Source organism: Flavobacterium sp. ov086 (genome assembly GCF_900187965.1).
Lineage (GTDB): Bacteria > Bacteroidota > Bacteroidia > Flavobacteriales > Flavobacteriaceae > Flavobacterium.
Map to the genome: position 1 here is coordinate 1 of NZ_FZNL01000034.1, position 23009 is coordinate 23009.

The window sequence follows — 23009 nt, forward strand, 5'->3', positions numbered from 1 at the left end:
CTTGATTTTTTAAATAGATAAATATCTTGTTGAATAATTTACCCTAACGAGACTCGAACCATTTTTCCTTGAAAATACAGGGCGTTTAGATTTTTTAAGAAATTGAAGTGAAATTTATCAAGCGGCAAAAGCCTGAAAAATCTTTATTTTTCAGGCTTTTGCTTTAACCTTGTAGCCCAAACGGGACAATTTTCGAACCATTTTATAGAGGATTTAAAGACTATCAACGAAATATAAATATATTTGAGTTTAAGCAAAGTCATCCCATCGACAAAGAGAGCGACTTTATTTTTGCCAATTTCTAATATTTTTTTTGATTTATTTACTGAGGTGCTTTTACACTATCTGTTACGCTCTCTTTTTTATATGTTTTTATAGAATCTAATTTTCCCTTTTCATTATAAAAATACCATTTTCCATAATAGTACCAATGATCTTCTATTTCATTAGAGTCTGATTTAGTATGTCCCCTTTTTATTATTTTTCCATTTGGGTAATAATATTTAATATATGAAGAGCCTTTATGATATTTTTCCTTTTTAATCATTTTTTGGTTATAATAATGCCTCCATGTCCCAACCTCTATACCTTTATGATATTTACCTTTTGTGATGTAAATATAATCAAGTGTGTCTATACTAACCCATTTCCCTTCTCGTTGATGATCTTTGATTTGATTTGTTTTTGATTTGCAACCTAGAAGGTTAATTATAATAATGACAAATAGAAATTTGGAAAAGTTCATATTGAGTAGGGTATTAAATTTTAGTGGAAGAGTAAACTTAGTAAAACAATATATATATAGCAAAAAGCAAACAAAAAAAACTCAATAAGCATATTATTATTCCCCAAAAAATAAGTTTAGTTGGTATCTTTCCTAGTATATTATTATGCTCTTGTTTCATTGCCCTAATTCTAATTGGTTTTTTATTAAACTAAAATATTTACCTTTTAATATGATTAATTCATCATGATTTCCTTTTTCAATAATTTTTCCCTTGTCTAATACTATTATTTGATTGGCATTTTTCACTGTGGATAATCTATGTGCAACTATAACCATTGTTTTGTTGCTGAAATGTGCGTTCAGATTATCAACAATTATCTTTTCATTTTCAGTATCAAGGGAATTAGTAGCTTCGTCAAAAAATAAATAATCAGGGTTTTTGTAAATGGCTCGTGCAATTAGTATACGTTGTCTTTGCCCATGACTTATATCTATGCCCTCAGTACCTATAATAGTATTTTCTTTTAAAAGTAATGTTTCTATAAATTCTGAAATATTTGCAAGTTCTAATGCGTATTTGAAATTATCAAGATCTGGATTTTCCTCTAATGTTACATTATATCTAATCGTATCCGAGAAAATAGCACTGTCTTGTAATATCACCCCACATTTATTACGCCACAGTGCATTGTCAATCTCCTCTATTTTGTTGTTACCAACAAATATTTGTCCAGTTTTAGGTTCATAAAATTTTAATAGTAGTTTAATTAAAGTTGTTTTTCCACTTCCGCTTACACCTACAATTGCAGTAGTTTTGCCACTTGGAATACAAAGGTTAATGTCTTCTAATATTTTGTTATCTGTGTTGTATGAAAAATCTATATTTATTAAATCAATATCAAAATTTCCATCTAACACCTGAACTTTTGAAAGATTTTCTTCATTCTTCTTGTTATGAATTTCATTAAGACGTTCAAAGCTGACTTTTGCAAGTTCATACTGTTGTATAAAATTTATAAATTGATTAATAGTACTATTTAATCCTCCTAATATAAACATTATTGAAAGCATGGAACCAATAGTTAGCTGGTGATGAATTACTGACAAAGAGGCTACAAAAACTACTATTATTGTTTGCAGGAAACTTATAAATATGTAACTATCAAATTTTTGTTCAACTTTTAATTTATCAATATTATTCAGGTATATATTTTTTTGAATAGTTTGCCATTGGTTTGTTTTGATTTCTTCAAGATTGTTTAGTTTTATTTCTTGAATAGTATTTATTAACTCGTATATTTTGCTTTTATCCGTTGATTGTAATGAAAAATTTTTCCGGTCTAATTGCGTTATTTTTTCTATAAAATTAAATATCCATAGAACCCTTATAATAGCAGCAACAAGTACTACTAAAAAAATAGTAAAATTAAAGTATAATAAAATACTTGAATAAATAAGTATACTAAAAAATGAAAATAAAGTTTGAATTAAATCTTTTGATAAAAAATCTTCTATTCGTTTATGATCTTCTATTCGCTGACTCAAATCACCAATATTTTTTGTATTAAAAAAGCGCAAAGGTAATTTCATCAATTTTATGAGAAAATCGGAGATAATTGATAAGCTTATTCTACTGCTAATATGTATAAATAACCAAGAGCGATAGAACTCTAAACCTATTTTACTTAAAAATAGCATAATTTGAGCAATTAAAACTAAGTATATAAAAGGAATATCCTTTAGCGCAACACCTTTGTCTATAATTTTTTGAGTAAAAAAAGGAAATATAAGTTCAACGCAAGAAGAAAAGATTAGAGTAAGTATAATAAAGTATAGCTGAGTTTTATGCTTTATCATATATCTGGTAACATATCCTAAACTTACTTTCGCTTTATTTTGTTCTTCACTTTGATCAAATATTTTTTCTGTTGGCTCTAGTACCAATATAATACCTTCTTTCTCATTTTGTGCCCATCCTTGAATAAATTCATCCTTTGTATAAATTATTTTACCAAATGCAGGGTCGGCAACATAAATTAGGTTATTTGTAACTTTATAAACCACAACAAAATGATTCTGATTCCAAATAAAAATTGAAGGTAAGGGCACATTTTTGAATATTTTTTCAAAATCTAATTTTATCACTAGATTGATAAAACCCAATTCTTTGGCTGACATTTCTAGACTAGAGATAGATACCCCTTGTTTTTCTAAATTAGAATTTATGATAAAATTATTGTCAATACTAAAATTGTTATTATAATATTTGCCTATCATTTTTAAACAGGCAAAACCACAGTCTTGACTATCTAATTGGTTTATAAATGGGAACGATTTTTTAAATAGTCTCATATTCTTTTTTTCGAAAACTTTCTAATAATTCTATGTAATCAGGTTCAGAAATATTTGGTAAAGTTTCTTCGATTATTTGTAGTGCATTTTCATATGTTAGTTTTTGTATACCTGTTTCAATTTTCAATTCTTTTGGCATATCTTCTACAACAGTATTTTGTATGTGAGTGATAATTCTTAATAGATCATCGCAGTAAATAGAAGGATTGTTAAAACCATTTTTTGAACTGTATCGATGAGGCAAATAACCTCCTCCACAAATATCTTGAACAGGGCACGCTAAACATTTTTTAGGTAAATATTTACCACTGTTATAATAAACTTCCATTAGATTAGACTTACTAATTTCGTCTATTTCGTGACTATTGATATTTAGTTCATTCTTTGTAAATGAATCTCCACATAGTTTCAAAGCATCAACAGCTTCCAACCCTCCATTTGTTTCTAATACTAAAAGATTGTTTTCGTGACTTCCTAATGAATCTATATTTTGTTCTTCACCCAATACCTCTCTGATAATCATTTCAAAAAAGCGAATTTCTGATTTTTCTCCTTTTTCATGATACCATTTGTCGAAGATTTTAATATACCACTCCCATACTTTTTTTGAATGATTTGAAACTACTGTTTTGCTATCGTAATTTGAATCTAATAATAAAATATCGATTGATCTTAAATTCAAACTATTAAAGTGGTTATAATATTCAATTGGATCAGATTCCAAATTCATAACGGATAAAATGCCCGCTTTTATTCCATTTTTTGTTAAAACGTTCAGTCCTTTGATGACATCATCATAAGTCCCATTCCCTTTTTTATCAACTCTATGTTTGTCATTATTTATTTTAGAGCCATCTAAACTAACACCGATATTAATTTTGTGTTTTTTTAAAAAATCACACCATTCATCATTTAGTAAAATAGCATTTGTCTGCATAGAAAAGAATATTTCAATATTTTCATTTGTGATTTCTTTAAATGCTAACATAAAATTCTCAAAATCTACTTTATTCCATAGTAATGGTTCGCCTCCATGAATAACCACATGAACTATTTTTAGTTCATTTACTTGTATATGATTTTTTAATTTTTTTACAAAACTTTTTATTGTTGTATCACTTATAAACTTAGGTTGGTTTTTGTATGACAAATCTCCTAGATTATACATATAGCAATAGGAACAATTAATATTACAGCGGCTGGCGACTTTTACAACAAACTTATCAATTTTCATTTCGTTTTTTTTTATTCATTAATAATAAGGCTTCTAAAGATAGAAGCCTTATGTGATTTAGTTTGAGTTTATTGCGCTACTTCTGGTGGTACAACTTTTCCAAATGAAATTGGACCTGCTTTTGCAAATCCACCCATAAAGGCATATTTTGTTACATCTAGAGCAACGCCTGTAAGTACAGGATTATCCATCATACTAATTGAACCTTGTAGTGATTTAGCATCATTTTTCACTAATTTAAATTTTTTCATTTTTAATTGATTTAAGAATTATTAAGAATTAATTAGGTTATAAACCGTACCCTCGGTTTGCTTGCAAGCGATTTATTTCGACGTTTAAAATCTCCAAATCGTCATCTGAAAAAGAAAAACGTTAAAAAAAAGTTTATTTTACCCTGCTTTTTTCATCTTCATTGCTAGTATTTGTTTTTTCATCTTTTTTAAATGATTTACCAAAATAATAGGATAATGAGAAACGTAAGCTTTGGGGATTTGAGTAATCTAATGCGGTTATTTTGATGTTATTGACTACTTGGGAATATCTCAATTTATTTGTTCTAAAAATATCTACCATACTAATTGCTATTCTTACCTTTTTTTCAAAAAGAGACATTCTCATTCCGGCATCAAAAAAATAGTAGCTTTCTAGTTTATAGCTTCCAAGAACTGATGGGGATGAATAGACAAAATCGAGTGAAGCTCTAATACTCTTTTTTTTATTTAACACAAAACTATTATAGGAACTAAAGGAAGCGGTCCAATTACTTATTTCGGGAACAATTGTATTTGTTTTAGGACTAGTCACCGCATACAACAAGTTAAAACCTATATTGTTTTCATATCCTTTCCATTTAGAAAAAGTATAATTTTCGCTTAAAACAATACTGTTTTGAGTATAAAAATTATATGGTTTTGCAATTTGGATTCCACTATCTGCAGAGACCACCGTTATATAATCTATCCCATTAGTAAGATTTTTGTATGACAAGGAGCTATATAAATCTTTGTAGCTATGAGATATTTCTATATTATTTGTGAAGTAGGGCTGTAAAAAAGGATTTCCTTCCATATAATTAAACGCAGTAGAGTAAAGTCTAAATGGATTTAAATCGGCATAAGAAGGTCTGTCTATTCGTCTATTATAATTAAATGAAAAAGTGCTATTTTCATTTGCTGTGTAAGTAAGATAAAGTGTAGGAAATAATCTAATGTAGGTATTTGTATTTAATTGCTCAACAGTTGCAGAGACTCCTTTTGTTTGAGTGTTTTCGGCTCTCAATCCTAATTGAAGGTCCCATTTTTTTGCCAAACTTTTTTGTGCAGAAATATATAACGCCTGGGTATTTTCTGAATAGTTAAATAGGTTACTTCTTGTTAGATCTAGTATTGGCTCAGAACTATAAAAATTGTAATACGCAACGTTATTATCGGTTTTTATAAAAGAAACTTTTGCTCCAAAAGAAACTTTTACCCATTGCAAAGGCAAATCCAAATCTATTTTCGAAGAATAAATTTTAATTTTTTGATCAGTTATATTATTTGCTTTTAAGTTTCGGTTAGGGATTTCTGAACCATCTCCATAATAATAATTAGAACTAAAATTATTATCTGAATTTAAATTAAATTCAAAATAATCGGTATCAAAAAATAATTGTCTTCCTATGCTATCGAGTTTAGTCAGACTATAAAAATTTATAGTATGTGTTGTTTTTTTTGAGTTTACATAAGAAGGCGTAACTATAAGAGAATCTAATTGGTGGGTTATTTCATCAGTTATTTTTGAATTACTAAGGCTCACATCTAAAGGTTTATTTTTGGAAGCTGTGTATTGCATTCCTATTGTTGTTTTTTTAGTTAGTTGGTAATCAAAATTAAATCGATTGCTTAAGTTATTTTGATAGCTCCTTTTGTGATTAGTTTCGAACCAAGTTACTTTTGGATAGTAAACGTAATTTTCTTGATAAGGAGCTGTACTACCGTTAGTATAGTTAATTGTATAATTAATTGTTATTTTATTTTTTTGATAATTCAAAACACTTCCAATACTTCCCAGATCAAATTTTGCTTTTGTATAAGAACTGTTAAAATCACCTCCCCAGCTATTTTTTTTTGCTTTTTTCAATTTAATATTCACGATACCACTATTACCCTCAACATCATATTTGGCAGGAGGCGCAGTAATTACTTCTATACTTTTGATATTGTCAGATTTTATAGTTTTTAAAAAGCTAATTAAATCCTCTCCATATAGATGAATTATTTTATCGTCGATCATAACAGACATTCCGCTTTTACCTATCATCATAATTTGATCATTCTGAATTTTAAGACCAGGTGTTACTCTCAAAGCATCCATGGCATCTCCACCAATAGAAGTAATTGAATTTTCGACATTAAAAACTAATCGATCATTTTTCCGTTCAATTATCTTTTTTTTTGAGGTAATAATGACCTCTTTTAGCTGCTGATCATTTTTGTTCATTACCAAGACACCTAGGTCAAGGTTTTCAATTACATTAATATTTTTTTGATATGCTATAATTCCGGAGTCTTTTACAATTAATAAAAATTCTCCTTTTTCAAGTTTGATTAAGAATCTACCTTTGGCATTTGTTAATTCACTTTTTATAAATAAAGAGTCTTTATTTTTTATTAAAATTTCAGCAAACTCAATTGATTTGTTATTCTGATCTTTAATTTGTCCTTGAATTATTATTTGAGAAAACAGTTTATTGGATATAAAAAGTAATAATACTATTACGAGAACCTTATTCATTATAATTGCAGATTTATTTCTTTTAACGTTATATAGTTCTTAAAGGCAAAATGATGTTAGTTGGTGTACTGAATTAATTTTGTTGCTTTATAATGTCAAAACTAGATCAACATTATAGCTTATGCAAATACGTTAAGTCTAGATTTATAAATGCCGACTCGATATTTATAAACAAAGAATAATATTCGAATTAATGAACTTATTTTCAATACGATATAAGGGTGCTTTTTTTTAAGATTTTTCTTGATTTTTAAATAAAGTAATTTGGATTCTTATATAATTTACTACTTTTGGATGCGTTTCTACGCTTCTTTAAGTGCGTCGTATAATTTTTTATGTCAAAATCAAAAACAAATTTTAGTTTCTTCTCTTCTTTTATTGTTAGAACCCCTCGTTATCCTATTAGCTTTTATCAAAATTTGACTAAAGAATTAGTAATTCGACCTGATGAAATAAAAAAGAAACTAAAAGACAGAGATATTTTAGAAGCAATATTTTTGGCCTCCCCTGAGTTGTACCGTGAAATTCAGAAGCATCTAATTAAAGAGGATTGGGATGATGAAAGGGCAAGTAAAATTAAAGCTTCAGTACTGAAATATTTAATTAGGATGTCAACCAGATGTACACCTTTTGGACTTTTTGCGGCTTGTGGAATTGGGAAATTAGATAATAAAACTAAAATTCAGATTAATAATTCACAAAGTCATAGAACAATCGGTTTTTATAGAAAAACACGATTGGACATGCAATTGCTGGGTAATTTAGGATATGAATATGCTAATAATCCGACTATTCAAAAAGTATTACTTCTTTACCCTAATACAACTCTTTATAAACTGGTTAATTTTTACCGATACATACAATATACAATAAACGAGGGGAAACGAATTTATTCTCTGGAAGGTTTTAAAAGAACTAAGTATTTGGACTTGATTATGGAAAAGGCGAGGTATGGGATAAATAAAGAGGACCTGAAATTTATTTTGATTTCAAAAAAAATAAGCGAAAACGAAGCAATCGAATTTATCAATGAACTGATTGCGCACCAAATATTGGTTTATGAAACAGAACTGAACCTGACAGGCGATGACTATTTAAACAGATTAATGAATTTGGTTTGTTCTCTAAAAAAATCTGATGGCTTACACTCCGAAGAATTATTAAATAGTTCTGAATTTGAGAAGGAACAAATAGAAGATTGGACCTTATTTCTAAAAAAAATATCCAATACATTAATAGAAATTGATAGATTGGATTGTGGTAAGAAAATACTTGAATTTTATGAGAAAATTGCTAAAACAATTACATCAAAAGGAGTTTCTTTTGATAAAAAGTATCTATTTCAAACAGATTTGTTTTTAAATAATAGTAATTACAGTTTAAACAAAAAGTATACGCAAGATATTAATAAAGCCATATCATTTCTGAACAAAATATCCGAAAAACCAAAGGATTCTTTATTAGAGAATTTTAAAAAAAGGTTTATTGAGCGTTATGACGAAGAAATGATACCTTTAGTTAAAGCGCTAGATGTTGAGACGGGAATAGGTTATGTACAAGGTAATAATTTTGATATAACCCCATTACTAGATACAATAGAAATAAAACAAGAACCAAAAGAAGACTTTAAAGTTCATTTAAGTAAAGTTGAAAAAATCATTTTAGATAAACTACAATATTTTGGCAGAGAAAATAAAAATAGGGTAAGATTTAAATTCAGTGATTTTGAAAACATAGATTTTTCAAATGAAAATCTTCCTACTACTTTTTCGTGTGTTTTTGAGGTTGTAGAAGAAGATGATAAAGAATGGGTTGTAATTCATAATATTGGAGGATCTAGTGCGGCAAACTTATTGGCAAGATTTTGTTATGGTAATGAGGATATAGATCACTTCGCAAATGAAATTACAAAATATGAGTTAGATAGTTTTGGGGATAAAATCATTGCAGAAATAGTTCATTTACCAGAAAATAGAACAGGTAATGTATTACGCAGACCAAATTTCAGATGTTATGAAATTCCTTATTTGGGGCAATCAAGCCTACCATTTTCTAAACAAATAAATATTGAAGATATAATGTTATTTATTGATAATGGCAGATTAAAAATGTGGAGTAGAATAAACAATAAGGAGATTATACCAAGACTTACTAATGCCCATAATTATTCCTATAATTCGTTGCCTATTTATCAGTTTTTATGTGACATGCAATTTGAAAATTGTAAACCTTCAGTAGGAATTAATCATTTTAAAATTGATAAAATGCTCGATTATTCCCCTAGAATAATTATTGAGAATTGTATCGTATCTAAGGAGAAATGGATATTTACCAGAGAAAAACAGCAAGTTCTTTTTGAGAAATTTAAAGAGGAGAATTTAGTTTACGATAGAAGCATTTTTAATTTAGAATTATATTTTTCTGGTTCCAGACCACCATTACCTCAATATGTTTCATTAGTAGATGACGATAATACCTTAATTGTAAATTTAGAAAATAGAACAAGTATTGAAATACTGGTGAAATCAGTAAAAAATAAAACTCATTTCGTCTTAGAAGAATACTTGTTTCCCTCAAAGAAGTTGGTAAATGATGTTGAGGGAAATTATTATGGGAATCAATTTATTGTAGGGCTAAAATGGCAAAGAGAATAAATTTTATGAGAAATCTTAAAAGAACTTTTATTATTGGAGAAGAATGGCTCTATTATAAAATTTATTGTGGAAGTTATTCTGCCGATACGATTTTAGTTGAAACTATAAGTCCTGTTATATTTGAGTTGCAAAAAAGAAAATTGGTTGATTATTGGTTTTTTATACGATATAATGATCCTAAGAATCATTTAAGATTACGTCTTCATTTAAATAAAGTTGAAGAAATTCAAGAAGTTATTCAAATAATGACATCATACCTCAGTAAATTGATTAAAGAAGAAACAGCCTATGAAATTAACGTTGGAACATACAGAAGAGAAATGGAACGCTATGGTGGTAATACTATAATAGAGGCTGAAAAAATGTTTTATTATCATAGTCAAAAAACATTAAAGATTCTTAGTGAAACACTGTTGGAAAATGATGAAATTGTTAGAATATTTGCAGCATTAAAAGATATAGATGATTTGTTGGATTATTTTAAAATTTCATTATTGGAACGTCAGGATTTTGCAAAAGAAAAATGTGTTTATTTTAGATTAGAACAGGATATAAACAGACATAATACTAAAAAAATGGCAGATTTATATTCAAAATATAAATCGGATATTTTTTTATTGCTCCAACATAAAAAAGAACCGGAATATTTAGAAGGACTATTTGAAATTTTAAATAGTAGTGATGAGGAAATGGAGAATATAAAAATAATTTGTAAAAAAATAAAAAAGAATAAAAAAATTGATTCTCTAACTTTAATAAGTTCCATTATTCATATGAATGTTAATAGAATATTTCGGTCTAAGCAAAGACAATATGAAATGCTATGTTTTGACTTTATGAATAAATACTATAAAACTTTAATGAAAACAAATGAAAAATAAATTAGTAATTACGATTTTATTACTATGTATATCTCTTTGTGCTCAAGGAGTAAATTACGTTACAAGTTTAGATTCTGTAAAAAAAATGGGCTTTACAGAATTGAAAAAAAAATTTGATAATTGTTCGGCAAATGATAAAAATAGATTACTGTATGGTAATACGTATTATAAAAAATCTAAATATCAAAATGACAGAATGATAATTATGGAAGGTTTGTTTATGGCCGCAACAATATCAAAAAATAAACAAATTGGGATTTCATATTTAGATTCTATTATTTCCTTATCTGCCGATAGAAGTGATTTTATATATCCGGCTAAAGCTTATATTTTAAAAAGTGAATATTTATTATATGATAATCATTGGAATGAGGGATTGATTAATTTGCTTAAAGCAGAAAAGTATTCAGAAAAAAAAAGAAATATTAAGCAGAATAGTTTCATCAACGAGCAAATAGGTTTAATTAAGACTAATTTAGGGAAATATGAAGAGGCTCTTCCGCTAATAAAACAGCATTATCTTTTTTTGAAATCAAATAATGATTGTTCTCCAGCTGAAATAAGTTATTCCACATTTCTGTTATCTGATTTATATAACAGATTAAAGAAACCTGACTCAGCCTTATATTATAATAATAAAAGGTTAAAAGAGATTAAACCACAAAATGTGTATTATAAGTATCTTATTTTGAGTAATGGGATTGCTTATCATATAAAAAAGGAGTACAAAACTAGTAACATCCTATTAGATAGTGCAATCTCATTAATTTATCCGTCTTCTGATAAATTAAACTTAGCAATTAGTTATTATTATAAAGGCAGTAATATTCTAGATGGAGAAAACAATTTGCAAAAAGCTAAAATGTATTTCGAAAAAGTAGATTCAATTATGGTTATTTCTAAAGAATATACTCCTGACATTAGAAACAATTACATTAAACTTATTAAGATTTCTAAAAAATTAAATAATGATAGAAAGCAATTGTATTATTTAAATCGTCTAATTGAAATAGATATAATTTTGAATCAAAATGATCATGTTCTATCAAAGAATGTTACTAAATACTATGATACCCCACATTTATTATCTGAAAAAGAAAAGATTATTTCTAAAATCAATAGTGAAAAACAGATGTATGTACTAACAGGCTGTTTCATTTTTATTATTTTGGTTGTTTCCTTCTATTATTTATTTAAAATTAAGAGAGAAAAGAAAATTTTGGATAAACGATTCCATGACTTGATTAATAATTCAGAAAACGAATTTAAAAAAGAGTCTTCAATTGTTGATGAGAACAAATTAAGGAAGTTGGTGGATAATGAAAAAAGTAATGCGAAATCCTTTGATTTGCCTATTGCAAAAGAATTGATTGAAAAATTAAGAAAATTTGAGAATGAATTTGGCTATCTAGAGTTGAATTTAAAACTAATTGACCTTGCTGACCGTTTTGATACTAATAGCAGTTATTTGTCTAAAACTATAAATCAATATAAAGGAAAAAACTTTAGCCAATATTTAAACGATTTAAGGATAGATTATGCAGTAATTAAATTGAAGAAAGATAAAAAGATAAGAAAATATACTGTAAAAGCACTAGCAGAAGAATTTGGCTTTAATAATTCAGAATCATTTGCAAAAGCTTTTCATAGTAAAACGGGGTTGCAACCTTCTTATTTTATCAAAAAAACCAACGAAGATGTCAGTAGGGATTGATTATTTTGTTTTTGATAAACAGTGTTTTAACTTCTTTTTTAGTCTAGATTTATAAATGTAGAGTATGAGTATTGCTTGAAGATAAATACGCTTAATACATTTGTTGAAAATTAATACGAAATAGAAATAATGAAGAAAAAAAATGAGGTTAAAAAGAAACTTTCGCTAGAGAAATTTAAAATTGCTGAACTTAAAAATCGTAGAGCTATTATTGGTGGTGATGGCGGCGGCGGCGGCGGTGGAACAGCAGGAACAAATAAAATCCCACCAACGAATGTCTAAAGTAATAAGCCTTATAATTAATTATAAGGCTTATTTGTAAATTTTAGATTAATTTTGAATATATATAATTCATTAAAATATATCATTCTTTTTAGAATATGAAGAAAAAAATAATACTTGTCCTGATTTTAATTTCTAGTTTTAGTAATGATGTTTTTTGCCAAGATGTTTTACCAGAGAGACCTACAACCAAAGATTATTTTGGTAAATCAATAAATGATCCCTATTCCTATTTAGAAAATGCCAATGATACGTTGTCAAAGAGCTGGTTTAAACAAAATAGTTTGAAAACGCGTGAAATTTTAAACAGTATTACAGGCAGGAAAGATATAATTGATAAACTTGTTGAAATTGAAAAAAGAAAGTCATTTAGCGTGACTCATTTAAAAATTACTGCTAATGATTGCTTTTTTTATTTAAAGAAAACGGATCAGGACAAAAGGGCGAAATTATTTTACAAACCTTCTGAAAAGGCACAGGAAGTTATGTTATTTGATCCCAGAGAGTATAAAAAAGATTCCGGAAATGATTATTCAATCACATACTTAAAGCCATCTTGGGATGGTAAAAAAGTTGCATTGAGTTTTTCTAAAAATGGAGAAGAAATATCAGAGATTGCTTTTCTGGACGTTGAGTCAAAAACACTCTTACCAGAAATACTTTTAAACTGTTGGCCTGCAGAATTGGGAGGTGTTAATTGGCTGCCAGATGATTCAGGTATTGTTTATTTACATATACCTGTAATAGATAAAAAAAGTGCAGATTACATATTAAACACAGAATCTGTAATTTATAAACTGGGAGATAATCCTTCTGTGAGAAAAGTTATTTTTTCAAAAGAGAATAATCCAGACCTAAATATCGGTCCTGTCGATTTTCCTGAAATCTGCGAGTATAGTATAAATGATAAATATATACTCGGAAAATTAGATGGGGCAGCTGCTTATTTTGATTATTATTATGCAAAGATCGAAGAATTACATTCTGAAAAAATAAACTGGAAACCTCTTTTTAACAAAAAAGATGGCTTTAGTTCTCCTGTAATTGTTAACGAAGACATTTATTCTTTAGCGTCAAAAAGTTCGCCAAACTATAAAATTATTAAAACTAAAATTACAAACCCTGATTTTGTTAATCCTGAAATAATAGTAAATGAAGATAAAAATGAAATTATCGACAGTTATGAAGTTATTAAAGATGGACTTGTATATTCAACAACAAAAAATGGAGTACAAGCACAATTGTATTTTGTGGATAACAGTAAAGTGCATAAAACTTTAGTTTTGCCAAAGAAAGCAGGCAGAATTATTATTAGATCAAAAAACAAGTACTATAGTGATTTATGGATTTATACGAGCGGTTGGCTAAATCCATTAAAAAGATATCGTTATGATATTGCAAAAAACAGTTTTAGAGAAGATAATATTAGCCCGGTAGTTACATATCCGGAATTTGATGATTTTATTGTTGAAGAAATAGAAATACCAGGCAATGACGGCACTTTAGTTCCTGTGTCTTTGATATATAAAAAAGGAATAAAGAAGAATAAAATGAACTACGTTCTCATTGATGGTTATGGAGCATATGGCGAATCTATGAGCCCTTCTTTTCAACCTATATATTTATCATGGGTATTAAATGGTGGAGTTTATGTTGTATCTCATGTTCGAGGAGGCGGGGAAAAAGGTGATGATTGGTATACAGGTGGTTATAAAAGCACAAAACCTAACACATGGAAAGACTTAATAAGTACTGCAGAATTCCTAATAAAAGATAAAATAACCAGCAGTAAAAAGATAGCAATATATGGTTCTAGTGCTGGAGGTATTATGGTTGGAAGAGCTATAACAGAAAGACCGGATTTGTTTAAGGTAATGATTTGTGAAAATGGATTTGTTAATACTTTGAGAATAGATGTTGCTCCTAACGGGCCAAATAACATGAAAGAATTTGGAAATCCATTAATAAATGAAGAATTTAATACGTTATATGAGATGGATGCGTATCACCATATAGAGAAAGCAATAAATTACCCTGCATGTTTAATCACGACAGGAATAAATGACGCAAGAGTAGCTCCATGGATGTCTGCAAAATTTGTGGCAAAATTACGAGCATCTACAATTTCTAGTAATCCAATTTTATTTGCAGTTGATTATAATACAGGACATGGTATGGATAGCTCTAATTTACAACTTTACAATGATTACGCTGATGCATTTGCATTTGCATTTTGGCAGATGGGACACCCTAAGTTTAAATTAAAAAAATAAAGTTTGGTAGTTTTTCAGAGTTATTGATAAAATCATATTGAAAGGAAAAATTTGACACTCAGAACTCATCTTAAAAGACTAAATCGAAAAACGATATGTTGTAGTAAAAGATTGGTAGTTTTGATTGCCATTTTAAAGATTTATTTTTGGTTTTGAGATTAGTTAGTCAATTGTTTTATGGAATTAACTTAACGGGATTCGAACCAATTTTCCTTAGAAAACACTGGGGTTTTTTATTTAAAAAAAAATGAAATAAGATTTTTAGAATCACAAAAAAAGCCTGAGAATCTATACTTCTCAGGCTTTTACTTTGTCTTAGTAGCGGGAACGGGACTCGAACCCTACTGGTAAAAAAACTAAAAAACAATGTATAATATATTCGAACCTAAAGTCCGCAGATATTGATTTTACTGGATTTCTAGTTTTCAAAAATTCTCTGTAAGTTTGATTTAATCAATTATATTTTCATCCGGTAAAGCGTCCATAATTGTTTCATACTGAAATTTGTAATGTCTGTGTTCAATTACTTTGTATTTAAAAATTTCAGGATGTACCAAATAACTTCCGTAAAAGCTTTTTAAAGTATTAAGCTTACTGTCTAAATTAATTTGATTTGTAAATAAAAAAATATTTTGTTTATACCAAGAATCAATGTTTTCATTATTCCAAAACTGAGGTCTTAAAACATCATATAATTTAAATCCACTTTTTTCAAATTTTTCTATCCAATAACTGGGTTTGTTTTCATTTATATGATTTTGCCCACCCTGATAAGGTATTGCTGCTGAAAAAATAATTATATTACTTAAGCCAATTAATGTCTTAACAAAATCATCTGCACTTGTAGGACTTAAGTGTTCGGCAACTTCTAAAGAAATTGCTAGATCGAATTTCCGTTTTGATCTGTAAAACTTTTCTAAATCAAATTCTTTGAAGTTCTTTTGATTAATTTTTAACATTCTTTTGTCAACATAACCGCCGTCAATTCCTAAAATGTCAATCACACCCTTATCTTTAAAAATTTTTAACCATGTTCCAATTCCACAGCCAACATCAACAACTGATTTAGGTTCTAAAAGATTGATAATGAATGGTACTATCTCATTAGCTGCTCCGAAATTATGAAAGTTTTCCTCATGAATATATTTTACTTTTTCATTCATACGTTATAATATTATCGTTTTTTATTATTTGCATTTTTTTAATTAATCAACTGAATTTTAGATAGTAATATATCTAAAAGATTTAACCAACAAGCACTAATAATTTCCATTGAAAATTTTGAAACACTAGTTAATATGGCATGGATAATTTTCAAATTATATTTATAAAGTCTGCAGAAATTATGGTTAAACTTGCTCAGAAGCACTTTAAACGGATATTCTTTCGATTAATCTTAAAAAGCTTTATTCTTTGCCAAAATAACTTCAATTCTGCCGAAAGATTTAGAAACTATTTTCTTCGGCAGAATGTTAGTGGTGATCACAATTTCGGTATTGACAACATCCGGATATTTGATAAACCAGGACACGAAAAACAACATAAAAAGAATAGCAAATATCAAGACTGTTCCCCAACGTATCATCCAGTGTGGTACTTTGGTGAGAATGCCCTGAACTTCTTCACTTCTTAATTCAAATATATTTTCTGCCATGATTTAATTTCCTAATTGTAATTGATTTCGAACCAATTCAAAATAATTCCCTTTTTGTTGCACTAAAGCCGAATGACTTCCAATTTCGATGATTTTCCCTTTATCCAAAACCACTATCTGATCTGCATTCATAACGGTACTGAGACGATGTGCGATAACAACGACAGTTTTGTCTTTGAAGAAAATATCCAATTTTCGCATAATCTCTTTCTCATTATTGGCATCTAAAGCCGATGTAGCTTCATCAAAAAATAATATCTCGGGATTTTTATAAACGGCTCTTGCAATCAGTAATCGTTGTTTTTGCCCGGTACTCATTCCCGTTCCTTCGGCACCAATCTTTGTATTGTAACCCAGTGGAAGACCTGTAATATATTCTTTTATATTAGCAACATCTGCAGCATATACTAATCGTTCTTTGTCTACTTTATCAACTCCAATGGCAATATTATTGGCGATAGTATCACTAAAAATAAAACCTTCCTGCATGACAGCACCAATATTGGATCTCCATGCTTTTTGCGAAATGTTTTTTAGCTGTACGTTCCCAATTGCAACTTCTCCTTTTTCAGGTTCATAAAATTTAAGCAGTAATTTCATGAGTGTTGTTTTTCCGCTTCCGCTAACGCCTACTATTGCTGTTACTTTATTGGCAGGAATTATTAAACTCAACTTATCCAGAATCGGAATATCCGATCCTAAATAACGATACGAAAGGCCTTTTATCTCTATATCAGAATCGTAGGGGACTTCGTGGGTTTGATGAATTTCCTGCTGGGTTTCATCTTCTTTTTCGTGAATTTCAGACAATCTTGCCAATGATATTTTAGCATCCTGAAACTCTTTAACAAATTCAATAAGTTGCGTTATTGGTCCGTTTAAACTCCCAACAATAGAACTTATGGCAAGCATCATACCTAGTGTAATGGAACCATCAATAACTAATTTTGCTGAAAAGAATATGATAAAGATATTCTTTAGCTCATTGATTACAGAGGAGCCAATGGTTTGGGATTGCTCTAAAATCAATCCTTTTATCGAGACTCTAAAAAGCCTTGCCTGCACATACTCCCAACTCCAGCGTTTTTGCTTTTCTGCATTATGGAGTTTGATTTCCTGCATTCCGTTAATGAGTTCCATCACTTTTCCCTGTTCTTTTCCACTTTCAGCAAAACGTTTATAATCCAGTATTTTTCTTTTTTTTAGAAATAAAATAATCCACCCGAAATATATTGCACTACCTAAGAAAAAAAGTATAAATATTTGGATGTTATAATATGCTAATATTCCCCCCAGTATAAACATATTAATTGTCGAGAACAAAACATTTAGTGATGATGATGTCAAAATTCTCTCAATTCGATGATGATCATTAATACGCTGCATAATATCTCCAGTCATACGCACATCAAAAAAGGAAATGGGCAGATTCATAAGTTTTATAAAAAAATCTGAAACGAGCGAAATATTGATCCTAGTTGAAAGATGTAGTAATATCCAACTTCGAATTAGTTCCAAACCAATTCTCGCTGTAAAAAGTAACAGCTGCGCAAGAAGAACTAAGTAAATAAAGTGAATATTTTGGTTTTGTATCCCTACATCAACAATGCTCTGAGTTAAAAAAGGAAAAATTAGTTGTATTAAACTACTACCTAATAATCCAATTGACAGTTGGATTAAAAAGGGTTTGTATTTTAGTATATGTTGGGATAATGTTTCAAAGCTTAATTCTCTGAAAGTTTCTTTGCTAAAATCAGATTGAATAAATCTTGGTGAAGTATCTATTAATAAAATGATTCCTTCCTCGGTAGATTCATCGGCATTATTTCCGATCCAAAATTTAATAAAATCCTGTTTATTGTATTGAATTAAACCAAAGGCAGGATCTGAGATATAGTAAGAATCTTTTTTTATCTTATAAAGAACTACATAATGATTTTTATTCCAATGGAGTATACATGGTAATAGTGTTTCTTTTAAGGTTTTTAAATTTGATTGTGCACCAAAAGGTTTGAAACCAATTTTTTCTGCGGCATCATTTAAAAAAAGTAAATTTGTTCCCTCACGAGTCGTTTCGCTTATATCTCTCAACTCCTGAATATTGATTGTCTTACCGTAATGTTTAGCAATAATTTTTAAACATGTGGGGCCACAATCTTTATTGTCAGCCTGTCTGTAATTAGGGAATTTTTTCAATTTTATTTTTTGGCGGTGAAATGGTAAATATTTTAGAGTCAGGATAATTAATTGGACAATCTAATATTTCATATTGAAAGTATATAATTTTGACATCCTAGGACCATGCTTTTTTTATTTTTCTCCAATGTATCTGCGAATCAAGAAAAACAATTGTATTAAGAACAACTACACAGCGATTAAAATTGTTAAGGTTAATAAATTTTAGTTGAACTGATATTGTATATATTTGGAATTTTATTTGGAATTTTAAATGATGTTTTTCTTTTTTTGAATTCGATAAGATGATACATTATTCCTTCCATATTTTTGTTGTAAATAATTTTTCCGTTGTCAAAAACAATTTTTCCAGGATTGCCTTCTAAGAGAATAAAATCAAAATGAGCCCTGACTTCTTTAGTTATTTCTCCGGCTTTAATTACATGAGTAAAACTCTCAATTTCTGTTTTAAATTCAAAGATTGATTTATTAAAAAACAAGGGAGCATAACCAAGTTTACTACATTCATCAAAGCACCAGGAATCATAATGGGACAATACAAATTTATAATCTTTGCTTCTCATAAAAAAAGTATTCATTTTGTCATTATTCTGATACAATGAAAAACAGCCTGTTGTGTAATCATGCCTCATACTAAGATAATCGTAATTTTTGATCATTTCCTCAGTTAAAAAACCTCTGATATCTCCATAAATAATATCTAAATCGCATTGCCCCCAGTAAGAATAGTTTCTAAATACTTCTGGAAATAAAAAACCATATGCGGGCTTAAAATCATTTAGTTTAAATGGATAATCCAGGCTGACATTAAAACCTAATTTTTTAGTGGCTATTGTTTTTATTTGGTCAAGTGTCTTGTTAATGATAATTAAATTATCAGGTTTATTTGGAATTTTTTCTTGATTATCTGTAATAATATAAAAATCAATTGTTGGATTAAATGAACAGGAATGTACATAATACGGAAAGTACCATGGATATGCACCATACCAGCAGGTAAGTACTGCTATCGAGGTTAATTGTTTCATAATTTATTTTTAATATTTTTCTTTTTACATTTATGAAATTACATTGATTATCATCTTGTAATGGTGGTGGTTGAATAAGTAAATAGTTTAATGAATTATTATGCAGGTCTATTTTTTTTATCAATTATAATAAAATCTTCATCCTCTGACAGATCATCAATAAAATATTTTATATCATTTCTGTCATATTGTTTTGGAAAAAAGTATTCATTGATAATTATGGAAGGTGTATATGTTATGTGGTTAAGTTTATTCCACTGCAACTGCTTTTCAAGTATTTGATCAGCCCTAACTTCATTAAGTTTTGAATTTTCTAAAATTTTCAATTTGGTTACATCTTTATTTGTAAACCAATTTCTTAATGCTTTGATAAAGGCTTCTTGTCCCTGGTTTATGTAGATTGAAACCAATTTGTGATGTAGTATTCTTGATTCAGGGCTAATATTTTCATAATCATAATAATTAAAATGAATGTCGAAAGAAATTTTTTCAGCATATTTATCTAGTAATTCTTCCATAACCCAATGCGCTTTTGCACAATATCCACAGTAAGGGTTGGTAACCATTATTATTTTTACCGGAGCAGTATAACTACCTAAGAAAATAGTCTCATCTGGGAGCATTGGAGTACTTTTTATAAGATCCGAAGCCACTAGATTATTTTTGAAAATTGTATAATTTCGCATAAAGCGACTGCCTTTGAACTGAAATTCCTTTAGGGTCTTTTTTTGGAGCAGTAGTTTTTTGAGTTCAAACCATACCAAGGATATTGAGGTAAATATAAATATGAAGATGATACTTGGCAATCCTAAAAATTTAATTGAAACCGGGATTAAAAAATAAATGTATACCAACTCAATGAGAATTATGGAAATAATGACTAAACAGATCGGACACCATTTTTTTTCAACAAATTTTTGATAATATACTGAAATTAATAATACAGGGATTGAGTAAATAAGTAATAAATTTTGAGAAGAAAAATATGTTACTGTATCTGCTATAAATAAAAATGATAACAGTCCCAAAAATTGAGAACTAAAGAATATTATACTTAAATCACTAAAATTAATGACTTCAAAAAATTTCCACTTATTTGAACTTACAACTGTGGTACAGTTGGAAGAAGAGGTTATATTGCAAAAGTTATTAATTAATTCGCTCTTAGTTCCAAATAAATCCTTTAAAGCCGCAATAGAGAATAATATACCCAAAAAAGGTAAAACAAAGAAGAATTTTGTTACTAAATTAATTTCAAATTCTAATAGTATTAATAAAAATAATCCTAACCATAAAATAGGCAGTACCCAATTCCACATATTTATACTGGGTTGTTGAATGTTATCTGTTTTAGGTTTTTCTACTAGTAGTACAATATTTCGCCATGCCATTTCAAGTTCTTTTTTCGATAGTATTCTTCTGTTTTTATCTTGTGAACAATGATAGACATCACTTTTTTTCTCAATTAAATAAAATTGTAAACGATTTCCTTCCATGGATAACCATGCTAAATAGCGATCTGGTAATAAATCAATTTCAGATTTTTGAATAGATAGGGCGCTATTATCTATATTGAAAAAACTCAATGTATCAACGGTAGATGTCAGAGAAGGATAATCTGGATGGGATTCAATTTGAAATTCAAATTCGGATTTGTTTATACTGATCTCTTCCCTTTCCAAATATTGGAAAAGAAAGTTGAAATTTTCGGTCATTATTATCTGGTTTAGGTTATTTATTATAGAGAGGTGAATTAGTAAAAAGCATTTTTATTTGGCATTTCAATTGTATTTTTTTAATTTTGATAGTGTAGACTGGTAAGTATTTTTGCTTTAATTTTTAATCCAATTTTGAGCAATTCATTCTTTAATTCATCTCAAGAGTTTTATAGAGGTTAGTATTTTATAATACTGTCTCTATATTTGAAAGTGCTTTTTTGTTTTATTTTATCCAGGATATTAAAATCATTGGATTGCTTTTAAAATGTAGCTTTCAAGCATTAAAAAGTTGCTGTCACTAGGGTCAGTAGAATTATAAATTATCGTTCCATTTTTATCAACTACAATATACTGTGGAATGCCTATAATATTGAACTGTTTAATAATGGGACTGGATCCTGCTTTCAAGCCATCAGAAACGTTTATCCAATCTAATTGATTTTTGAAGATGTGCTCTTTCCACTTTTTATCGTTGTCATCAAAATTAAAATAGATCACTTCAAGACCTTTATCTTTATAATTATTATAAAATGATTTCAATTTAGGCTCCATTTTTTTGCATGGAGTGCACCACGTTGCAGAAAATGCAATAATATATGGCTTGCCTAATAATGAAGCATTGGTAAATGTATCTTCTTTATCTGTTTTAATTTTAAAGATTGGAACTTGATGCTGAGTACTTGTTTCTTTTTCAACTTTCATAATATGTAAACATTCTTTAATAAATTCATTTCCTAAAGGGGTGTTTTTAATAGATTCATTAAGATTGTTGAATATTTCTACTAATAAAGAAGGAGATTTGATATAAGGCCTATAATGTAATGATTCATATAAAAAAATTAATGAATAAAATGAATTAGAATAGTTTTTTACTATTTGTAATTGTTCTTTTCTTAATTTAACAGTAATTTCAGGATTGTCCAGCATCTTTACCATTGAAATTTCTTCAGGTTTTTTTGGGTCCCAAGTTTTTACATTTGAAGCATATTTTTCAAAGTAATTCTCATATAGATAATTTAGTTTGTTATAAAGGTCATTAGAGACAGACACCGGACGTTTTGCATTTGAAAACAAACTTGTAGAATGAACTTTTGGAAAATCTACATTTATAACATTGATTCCGTTATCCAGAATAAAACGAAATTTATCTGGATCAGATCGAATTTTACTTTCATCTATAAAAAACAAATTTGCAATTTCTGATTTTTTATTTAATTCTCCTGAAAATTGAAATGAACCTTTTTGAATAATGCAAGAATCAATTTTCACATATTCATTTAAAGAATAATCATCTCGGATTTCCAGATAGATTTTTTTCTTTGTTGAATCCTGAACTTTCCCTTCTAACACAAATTTATATTGGCTAAAAGAATAATTACAAGCTAATGCTGCCAGGAAAATAAATATTTTTTTCATAAATTTTTATGTTGTCTTTGGATAAAATAAAGAGGTTTTAATATTTATAAAACCTCTCTAAATGATTATTTAAACTTTGCAATGTGAATCAGAAGCAACTCGTCC

General features: G+C 28.3%; 16 protein-coding genes and 1 pseudogene. 6 read left to right on the forward strand and 11 right to left on the reverse strand.

The genetic code is table 11. The features are described 5' to 3' along the window. Positions 1-322: 322 nt before the first annotated feature. The 5 genes from CHB81_RS24615 to CHB81_RS24635 form a co-directional block, all read right to left on the reverse strand. Positions 323-745, reverse strand: coding sequence for a hypothetical protein (locus tag CHB81_RS24615; protein ID WP_089354472.1), 423 nt, complete (start codon positions 743-745; stop codon positions 323-325). A gap of 156 nt (positions 746-901) precedes the next feature. Further along, entirely contained in the window at positions 902-3079 is a 2178-nt protein-coding gene (locus CHB81_RS24620; RefSeq protein WP_089354473.1) for a peptidase domain-containing ABC transporter, read from the reverse strand. Continuing rightward, complete coding sequence (locus CHB81_RS24625) at positions 3066-4313, reverse strand: radical SAM protein (RefSeq protein ID WP_089354474.1); 1248 nt, start codon at positions 4311-4313, stop codon at positions 3066-3068. Before CHB81_RS24625 ends, CHB81_RS24620 begins: the two co-directional genes overlap by 14 nt. Positions 4314-4381: 68 nt before the next feature. Continuing rightward, entirely contained in the window at positions 4382-4564 is a 183-nt protein-coding gene (locus CHB81_RS24630) for a hypothetical protein (RefSeq protein ID WP_089354475.1), read from the reverse strand. Between the two features lie 133 nt (positions 4565-4697). After that, entirely contained in the window at positions 4698-7088 is a 2391-nt protein-coding gene (locus CHB81_RS24635) for an outer membrane beta-barrel family protein (RefSeq protein WP_089354476.1), read from the reverse strand. Positions 7089-7423: 335 nt separating this feature from the next. Here CHB81_RS24635 and CHB81_RS24640 point away from each other — a divergent pair, with 335 nt between their 5' ends. The 6 genes and pseudogenes from CHB81_RS24640 to CHB81_RS24660 form a co-directional block, all read left to right on the forward strand. After that, positions 7424-9742, forward strand: coding sequence for a lantibiotic dehydratase family protein (locus CHB81_RS24640; protein ID WP_089354477.1), 2319 nt, complete (start codon positions 7424-7426; stop codon positions 9740-9742). Beyond that, positions 9727-10623 (forward strand): thiopeptide-type bacteriocin biosynthesis protein, encoded by an 897-nt coding sequence (locus CHB81_RS24645; RefSeq protein ID WP_089354478.1) that lies wholly within the window; start codon positions 9727-9729, stop codon positions 10621-10623. Before CHB81_RS24640 ends, CHB81_RS24645 begins: the two co-directional genes overlap by 16 nt. After that, complete coding sequence (locus CHB81_RS24650) at positions 10613-12337, forward strand: AraC family transcriptional regulator (RefSeq protein ID WP_089354479.1); 1725 nt, start codon at positions 10613-10615, stop codon at positions 12335-12337. The genes CHB81_RS24645 and CHB81_RS24650 overlap by 11 nt, the downstream gene beginning before the upstream one ends. A 129-nt stretch (positions 12338-12466) precedes the next feature. Beyond that, complete coding sequence (locus CHB81_RS26985) at positions 12467-12619, forward strand: class I lanthipeptide (protein ID WP_176427578.1); 153 nt, start codon at positions 12467-12469, stop codon at positions 12617-12619. 98 nt (positions 12620-12717) lie between these two features. Further along, a complete protein-coding gene (locus CHB81_RS24655) occupies positions 12718-14892 on the forward strand; it encodes a prolyl oligopeptidase family serine peptidase (RefSeq protein ID WP_089354480.1) in 2175 nt (724 codons plus the stop codon). 30 nt (positions 14893-14922) lie between these two features. Continuing rightward, a pseudogene (locus CHB81_RS24660) lies at positions 14923-15048 on the forward strand (IS1 family transposase); the annotation flags it as partial. Positions 15049-15341: 293 nt separating this feature from the next. Here CHB81_RS24660 and CHB81_RS24665 read toward each other — a convergent pair. The 6 genes from CHB81_RS24665 to CHB81_RS24690 form a co-directional block, all read right to left on the reverse strand. Next, entirely contained in the window at positions 15342-16055 is a 714-nt protein-coding gene (locus tag CHB81_RS24665) for a bifunctional 2-polyprenyl-6-hydroxyphenol methylase/3-demethylubiquinol 3-O-methyltransferase UbiG (RefSeq protein ID WP_089354481.1), read from the reverse strand. 233 nt (positions 16056-16288) lie between these two features. Next, positions 16289-16546, reverse strand: a complete 258-nt coding sequence (locus CHB81_RS24670; RefSeq protein WP_254921274.1) for a hypothetical protein — start codon at positions 16544-16546, stop codon at positions 16289-16291. A 3-nt stretch (positions 16547-16549) separates the two neighbouring features. Next, entirely contained in the window at positions 16550-18742 is a 2193-nt protein-coding gene (locus tag CHB81_RS24675) for a peptidase domain-containing ABC transporter (RefSeq protein WP_089354482.1), read from the reverse strand. Between the two features lie 194 nt (positions 18743-18936). Beyond that, positions 18937-19770, reverse strand: a complete 834-nt coding sequence (locus CHB81_RS24680; protein ID WP_089354483.1) for a DUF6625 family protein — start codon at positions 19768-19770, stop codon at positions 18937-18939. Positions 19771-19868: 98 nt separating this feature from the next. Further along, positions 19869-21485, reverse strand: coding sequence for a thioredoxin domain-containing protein (locus CHB81_RS24685; protein ID WP_089354484.1), 1617 nt, complete (start codon positions 21483-21485; stop codon positions 19869-19871). Positions 21486-21734: 249 nt separating this feature from the next. After that, entirely contained in the window at positions 21735-22904 is a 1170-nt protein-coding gene (locus tag CHB81_RS24690; protein WP_089354485.1) for a TlpA disulfide reductase family protein, read from the reverse strand. Between the last annotated feature and the right edge of the window lie 105 nt (positions 22905-23009).